At 65.2% G+C, this 7041-nt stretch carries 10 protein-coding genes; all 10 read right to left on the bottom strand.

Translation table 11 applies throughout. The annotated features are described in order from the left end of the window. Positions 1-84 precede the first annotated feature (84 nt). The 10 genes from NJQ98_RS18955 to NJQ98_RS18910 all read right to left on the bottom strand — a co-directional run bounded on the left by NJQ98_RS18955 (position 85) and on the right by NJQ98_RS18910 (position 7003). On the bottom strand, positions 85-330 hold the full coding sequence (locus tag NJQ98_RS18955; protein WP_262181714.1) for a hypothetical protein: 246 nt from the start codon (positions 328-330) through the stop codon (positions 85-87). Between the two features lie 208 nt (positions 331-538). Then, entirely contained in the window at positions 539-874 is a 336-nt protein-coding gene (locus NJQ98_RS18950) for a hypothetical protein (protein ID WP_262181712.1), read from the bottom strand. Then, entirely contained in the window at positions 871-1026 is a 156-nt protein-coding gene (locus NJQ98_RS18945) for a hypothetical protein (RefSeq protein WP_262181710.1), read from the bottom strand. The genes NJQ98_RS18950 and NJQ98_RS18945 overlap by 4 nt, the downstream gene beginning before the upstream one ends. Beyond that, positions 1023-1469 carry a DUF445 domain-containing protein gene (locus NJQ98_RS18940; protein WP_262181708.1) on the bottom strand — a complete coding sequence of 149 codons (447 nt, stop codon included), beginning with the start codon at positions 1467-1469 and terminating at the stop codon, positions 1023-1025. Before NJQ98_RS18940 ends, NJQ98_RS18945 begins: the two co-directional genes overlap by 4 nt. Before the next feature lie 24 nt (positions 1470-1493). Continuing rightward, complete coding sequence (locus NJQ98_RS18935) at positions 1494-4067, bottom strand: helix-turn-helix domain-containing protein (RefSeq protein WP_262181704.1); 2574 nt, start codon at positions 4065-4067, stop codon at positions 1494-1496. Between the two features lie 403 nt (positions 4068-4470). Next, positions 4471-4983 carry a metal-dependent hydrolase gene (locus tag NJQ98_RS18930; protein ID WP_262181701.1) on the bottom strand — a complete coding sequence of 171 codons (513 nt, stop codon included), beginning with the start codon at positions 4981-4983 and terminating at the stop codon, positions 4471-4473. A gap of 3 nt (positions 4984-4986) precedes the next feature. Then, the gene (locus tag NJQ98_RS18925) at positions 4987-5265 is read right to left on the bottom strand and encodes a hypothetical protein (protein WP_262181696.1); all 279 of its coding nucleotides are present in this window, start codon (positions 5263-5265) and stop codon (positions 4987-4989) included. Further along, positions 5262-5930: a hypothetical protein gene (locus NJQ98_RS18920; RefSeq protein ID WP_262181694.1), complete on the bottom strand. Its 669-nt coding sequence runs from the start codon at positions 5928-5930 to the stop codon at positions 5262-5264. The genes NJQ98_RS18925 and NJQ98_RS18920 overlap by 4 nt, the downstream gene beginning before the upstream one ends. Positions 5931-6596: 666 nt before the next feature. Then, positions 6597-6785, bottom strand: coding sequence for a hypothetical protein (locus NJQ98_RS18915; protein WP_262181692.1), 189 nt, complete (start codon positions 6783-6785; stop codon positions 6597-6599). Continuing rightward, entirely contained in the window at positions 6782-7003 is a 222-nt protein-coding gene (locus tag NJQ98_RS18910) for a hypothetical protein (RefSeq protein ID WP_262181689.1), read from the bottom strand. The genes NJQ98_RS18915 and NJQ98_RS18910 overlap by 4 nt, the downstream gene beginning before the upstream one ends. Positions 7004-7041 lie beyond the last annotated feature (38 nt).

Raw genomic sequence — 7041 nt, 5'->3', positions numbered from 1 at the left:
GGTCGACATCCGCCCGGAGCGCGTCGAGGTCGTCGCCGTCGTCGCCGTCGAACTCGCCGAGTGTCGCCTGTCCGTCACTGCTCATCAAAACGTCGCGTTATCGCCGTATCGCCGCTTCTCCCGCTCTTTCTCTTTCTTCTTGCGCTTGAACATATCCTCCCCGGCGGCCGCCTGATAGCTCGGGAGTGGGTCGTCGTCGACGAGTGACTCCGGGGAATTGGGGGTGTCGTCGCCCGCCAGCCGCTCGGCAAAGTCGAGAACCCGCTCGCGGTCCTCGTCGTCGAGCGATTTGAAGACGTTACGCAACTCCTTCCGCGTGGTCCGTGCCATACAGGTTTATCAATCTCCTGTAACAAATGCCTAACGCCGGTGGTTTCACCGCCGGCCGTGGCGTCGTCGTCGCACCGGTGCCAACCCGCCACGTCCCCTTTCCGTGGTCCGTTTTCGTCGTCGCCCCTGTCCTCGACGGTGTCGGGTCCCCGAGCATATCCCGACTATGCTCAGAAAGTGATAGGTCGGCGTCGACAGCGCCGGCGATTCACTCCTCAGTAAGCACCGGCGGGAGTGGCTCGCCGTGCTCGCGCCGATATTCTCGTTCCATGTCCCGAACATCCTCGGGCATGGTTTCCCACAGATTCGCGAGCTCGTCGCCGTCGAGGGTCGTCAATCCGCCCCGATGCGTCGACGGAAGGTGTCTCGGGATTGCTACCTGAGAATAACTGTCGATTGGGTCCTCCTCAGGTGCCTCGACCGTCACCGTGAATCGGTCCGAAACGTCGCCGAACGCGACGGCCACCGTCGCGGTGTCGCCACCGAATTGTCCCTGTAGGTCGTCGAGGTCCCGCCGGAGGTCCCGTTTCGTCGGCCCGGTCATATCTCGACCACCCAGCCATTCCGTTCGACCACCTCGCCGTGCTCGTCGACGGCGTCGCGCCGGATTTCTACCCGGAGCGTGTCGTCGCCGGTGTTGTCGTCGTCCAAGTCATCCAAGTCGCGCGCTATCTCGCGTCGGGTCTTTCGGGTCATTGTCGTTGTTTGAGCTCCTCGATTTCTTGCTCCATCTGCCGGAGGTCGTGAAACTCGGTTATCCACTCGTCCCATTCCATCGCCGTCTGTGCCGCCTTCCGATACTCCCCCTCCTCTAAGAGCCCCTGTATCGACCGCCGGACCACACTATCGACCGTGAAGGCCCGCCGGTCACGGTCGACGACGTGCTCCCGAACCGACTCGGCGAGCCGTCCGAGGTCCTTCGAGATTTGCGCTTGGCTTACCCCGTATCGCTCGGCCGCTTCGACTTGATTTATCATCGACGGGTGTCCGAGGTCCCGAATCTGCCGGAGTAGGTCAGCCCGGCGTTCCTGATACGTGAACTCCTCTGGCGGTTCCGTCGTCGGTATCTCGACGGCCGTATAGTCGGGCGACTCCGGCTCACTATCACCGGATATAACCTGCGAATCGGTGGCGGGCATGGGTGTAAATGGTGTTATAGTGGGTTAATTCTCTGTCGGCGCGACTGGTTCGACGGCGTCGGAACCGGCCGATACCTCACTCGCCTCTGTCGAAAGTGGCTCCTGCTCAACAGTCGGACCAACCGACACCGACAGCGTCCGGCTCGGCCGGGCCGTCGCCGTGAGAGCGGCCGCAAGGTCGACCCACGGCCGGAGCGTCGGCTCGGCGTCGACGATACCCCAAGGGTCGGGCGGATGAAACAGGGCTCCGGCGACGGCGTCCTCGGGGTCGGCGTACCTGTCCGGTGGTAGGTGCTCCAAGAGGAGCGCGTCGACAGCGTCCCGGAACCGCTCGCCGACCATGTCCGGGGCCACGGCGTCGCGTCGCTCCTCGGGCGTTTGGAACGACAGCGCGAGCCGATACTCGCCGGCGTCAAACGTGAGGACCCCCAGCGCCGTGAGCCGGTCGCGGTGTCGTCGGATAGACTGAGGGGATACGTCGGCCCGGTCGGACAGCGTCGACTGTGAGAGCGGTTTCTCGGCCGCTAACAGCGTCGAGATAAGCGCTCCGGCCGTCGGGGGAAGGTCCGGAACTATCCGGTCGGCCGACAGCGTCGCCAGGGCATACCGTACCTCGTCGAGCCGAACGTCGCGGCCGTCCTCCTCGGGCGAGAGTTGGTGTAGGGACCGGGCCACGTCGTAGGGCGAGCCGGCCAGGGCGTGACACACAGACACCGCCGGACGGGTCGGCGAGAGCCCTTTCCGCTTGAGGGTCCTCGTCGCGGCCGTCGCGAACGCCTCACGGCCGACGGTCCGAAGCGGGATACGAACCGCGAACTCCGGGGCGTCGTCGACGGGGTCGGCGAGGTCCTCCAGGTGCTCGGCCAGCGCCGGCCGAAGCCTGTCGACATCCGGGCCACGGACCACAACCGAACCGAGGAGCTCGCCGAACGGGTCCGTCGCGTCGACCGTGGGCGACAGAGCCGACCGGCGTTTGTCGTCACGGGTTTCAAGCAACTGGCGATACGCCGCGAACGCCCCGTAGCTGGATTGTATCGCCGTCGAAACACCGATACTCTCCGCGAGGGAGTCGAGTTTATCGAACGACAGCCCACCCGGAACCCGTACCTCCCGAGTTACGTCGACACCGACAGCGTCGAGGAGGTGAACCACCGAGCCGGCGAGCCCGTGAGCCGACCGGATAATCTCGCCCCGGAACGCGTCGCGGTCGTCGTACTCTCCTCGGTGAAGAGCCGTCGTCATGTCGGCCAGCTCCTCGCCCCACTCGACGAACGCATCCCGAACGGTTCCCTCGGCGAGTGTTGCATCGGACAGCGCCCCGATACAGCGGGCGTCCCGGAGTATCGCCGGCGGGTCGTCTATCTCGGCGAGCCGGGCCGACGGGACAGCGTCGAGGAGCCTCGGCGACGATAACGCAAGTGCAACACTCACCGCGTACTGCATGGCCCCAGTCGCCCGGACACTAATCACCGCTTCGTCCCGGCTCTCGTCGTAACTCACCCAGCGGGTTCGGTCCGTATCGGCCGGTTCCTCGGGGTGTTCGACCACATTCACACCGCCAGTAGTGCCACAAGCCACCGTCGCGGTGTGGTGCGGCCGACTGAGGTACGCTGTTTGGTACGGCCGCCGGTCCGTCCCCCCCTGTCCCGAGCGCGTGGTTACACGGCCCTGTTGGGAATGTTGTGGGGTGTCGCTAACGCTCTCAGGAAGGGTCCGCTGTTGGGGGATTTCCTGAAGGAACTCGCGGCCGGCGTCGAGGAGCTCCACCTTCCGACCCTCATCGGGTCCGAACGTCGCGACGAGCCCAAGGTCGACGAGGTCGGCGATACACTGCCGAACGCGCGACTCACCGACAGACACGGCCGCATAAAGCGCGTGATACGTCGTCGTCTCTCCCGGCTCCTCGGCGATACGCCGGAGGAGTGACACCGGCCGACCGTCGGCGTCGAGCGTCGCGAGCGCGTCGTCGACGACGCCCGACAGGGGGCCACAGTCACGGTCCGTACTGCACCACTCACTAACGCCGGGAAGGTGCTCTCGGTGTTCCTGTGCCAACCAGAGACGGGTTACGTTCGACACCACAAGCGACACATCGAACCCACGGGCCAGCGCGTCGAGGAGCCGGCACACATCGGCCCGTTGGTCCCGCCGGCGGTCCCGGAACCCCTCGCCGAGCCGAACCGCCAGCGTCGGCGTCGACGGGAGCGCGTCGAATAGGCTCGCCGTCGCGAGGAGGTCCTCAGTCGTCGTCCAACTCTGGCCCAGCGCCGGGACCACGTCGGCCGCCAGGTGCCACGCTTCGCGACGGTCCCCGCGAGCGACGGCGTCAATCTTACTGTGTAGATGAACCGGAACGTCGCGGTCGTCGAGCGCGTCGAGGAGGTCGGCCGTCGTCCGGTCCCGTGCGAACGCCCGGACAGCCCGAACGAACGCCTCACGGACGGCGTCGGCGTCGAGGAGGTCCCGCCAGAGGTCCGTAACGGTCCCGCCGTCGAGGTCGACTGTCGCGGCCGTCGCTAAGGGGGCTTGATGGGCCGGCGTCAGCCCTGGCTCAGTGTCGATACGTGCGTTCTCGTCGTTGGTGGGTCGGGCGTACATCGTAACTTCCCGACCGGCGAACACACCCGCCTATCCAGCAGGTGCCAGAAGAGAACCAACCGACCAAGGTGACGGTCCTCCCGGCGTCGCGCGGTCTATCTAATACCATAACACCAAGACAGTATAAAAATAGGGGCTCATGGCCACCAATCGGCGGCCGGCTATCTTTGTGTGTGTCTGCTTGTGCCGGGTGGCACACAATTTATTACCTCTCAGTTAGTAGGACTAAGTGACCAAGGTGGCGGTCCCTCTCGGCGTCGCGGCGACGCCCGAGATACCCCATTGCTGTTATACCCGTGAGCTACAGCTATGAGCCGTAGTTATTTGTATACCGAGTGAGTATATTTATTTGACCAAGGTGGCGTTCCTTCCCACATTTTCACACCGCCGAGCGGCCGCGCCGTCACACCCCCAGCGCCGTGTTCACCCCGCGCCCGGCGTAGAAGGCCACCAACCCGCCGGCGATACCGAGCGCGAGCAGGGCGTAGTTTCCGAGCTGGTTGTCGGCCCGACACACGCCGTAGGAGATATGCGGGCCGTCCTCGCCGAGCGGGTCGACACCCATCGGCGTCAGGGCGTCGGCCCCGATATGGCCGAGAATCGCCAGCGCCCCGGCCGCCCCACCGAACACGGCCCCACCAATGACGACGAGCGCGTTCCCGTCCGAAGCCGTCGCCCCCATGCCAGCGCCGAGCAGGGCCGTCACCACGGCCACGGCCCCGGCAAAGTGAACCGTATGCGTCACCCCTCGGTGGGCGACACCCGGCATTTGTTGGTCCCAATCCGGGACCATCGCCAGCGCGAGCGCCAGGACAGCGCCCCCAACCCCGGCGGTCGGAAAGCCGAGCGCCATTGCACCGAATAACAGCGGGGCATACGCGAGCAGTGACGCCCCGTAGTGGCCTTCCCGGTGCATGGGTCACTGTCCGGTGTCGTCGTCGCTCTCGGCGGCGTCAGAGAGCATTGCGCGAGCCATACGGACAGCCGCTTCTAAGCCGGGGTCGGCCCGGAGGTCGAACTCGCCCGCTTCGGCCCGCTCGACGAACTCCCGAAGCTCGGCGGGGTCCTGGTCGTCCGCTAATTCAATGTCGAACTCCCCGCTTTCGACGAGGTCGGCGAGGTCGCCGGCGGGGTCGATATGTCGCGGGTCACTGTCCGGGACACCGTCGCCGTCCTGTCCGTCCTCGGGGCCGGTCATTGGTCGGACCCCACACCTTCGACATTGTACCCGTGGTTCGCTTTGGAATACTCGCCGTGGGCTTTGAGTATCCCGTCCCGGAGGTTTTGCCGCCAATACGTCTCCCGCTTCTGTCCGTCGACAGGGAACGTCTCACGGACAGCGTCGACGACAGGGTGACTCTTACCGACAGGGTCGCCGGTGTCGACCGCGTATTGTAGCACCGTCGCGGCCGCCTGTTTCCGGTTAGGGAGCCGGGCGTCGTCCTCCCACCGCTCGGCCGCGTCCTCGACGGCATCCCGTATCTCGTCGGAAATTTCGCTCGGGAGTGTAACGTCCCCGTCGCCGTCGGTGTGGTCGTCGGCGAGGGAGCTGTCGACACTCCCGCGTACCTCGCCGTCGACGGCGTCGGAATTGGTCGGGGATTGGTCGGGAGTTGGCCGGGACCGGTCGGCGTCCTCGGTCCGCCAGTACACTACCCGCCGGGACACCTTCCGGCGGTCGACGTCCCCACGGTCGTACAACTGCTGTAACTTCCGCCGGGCCGTCTGTCGTGAGCAGTCGAGCCGGTCGGCGACGTCGGCCGACAGGATAACCGGCCCTTCGACGGCGTCGAACGTGTCGAGGACGTCGGCGAGCGTCACCGTCTCGACGAACTCCCCACTATTGCCGTGTTCCTTTGGCATACTCGGCGATATGGCACCGGGACAGTTAGCCATTTTGGTTAGACAACATGGTTACACACAATGGATAAGCCTTATCACCATGTAGCTTATACAATATGGTAGAGACACACCACGCTTTCAGGTGATTTTCCGAAAGTCGCCCGGACGTTGCACCGTCCGAGCGTGGGTGTCTCAGAGAGAACCCATGTCTGCATACGACAGCCCCACCCAAGAAGGAACCGACACCGAACTAACCCACTTCGACGGCCGCCCCGAAGATTGCGACTGTTGGGCCACGGGAGAACTTGCCTGTTGGCCCTGCTTCCGGGACGGGTTCACCGAACCGAACCCGAACGTCGGCGTCGACGAATAGGACACACCCCGCTTTTCCGCTGTTATCTCCCGCCGGCGAGCGGCCGCTCTCGTCGCTCGCGTCTTAACCAACAGCCGGGCGTAGTTAGGGCCGAGTGTTGGTTAACGCTCGCCCGGCCACCGCCGGCGCCGAGGTCGATTTCTTAACAACTCGGGACCGCTTCGGGGCGAGACTTGCCGATACCACCCCCGGAGAACCGGCGTTTTCTGTCCGATACGCGGGGACAGTGTCGCCGTCCGGCGATTAGGCGTAGTACCACGTAGCCAGATAAATTCTTAAATCCGGGTGTGTGTGACGGGTGGCTTAATCTCCTATCACCGAACCCACCGGGACAGGACACCAACCCACACCGACAGGATTAGCGGGAGTAAGAGGTCCGTCGTCGTCGTAAGCACCACCCCGCCGGCGGCCGTCCCGAATCGGAGCGCGTACACACAGCCGAGTATCGCCAGCGCCACGACAGTCGACAGTCGCCCCGAGGGGAGAACTACCGAGGGCGTCACTGGAAGCCGCGCGGGTCCTCGACCGCGTCGACCGGCCCGCCGGCGTCGGTCGGGGCGTCGGCGAGCGTCCCCTCGACGGCGTCGGCGAGGTCCTGCTGATTCTCGGCCAGCGTGTTCACCAGGTCCGTCAGTCGGTCGACATCCGCCCGGAGCGCGTCGAGGTCGTCGCCGTCGTCGCCGTCGAACTCGCCGAGTGTCGCCTGTCCGTCACTGCTCATCAAAACGTCGCGTTATCGCCGTATCGCCGCTTCTCCCG

The sequence above is a fragment of the Haloarcula laminariae genome, from assembly GCF_025457605.1.
Taxonomy (GTDB): Archaea; Halobacteriota; Halobacteria; order Halobacteriales; family Haloarculaceae; genus Haloarcula; species Haloarcula laminariae.
This window is presented reverse-complemented; position numbering and strand designations above follow the sequence as displayed.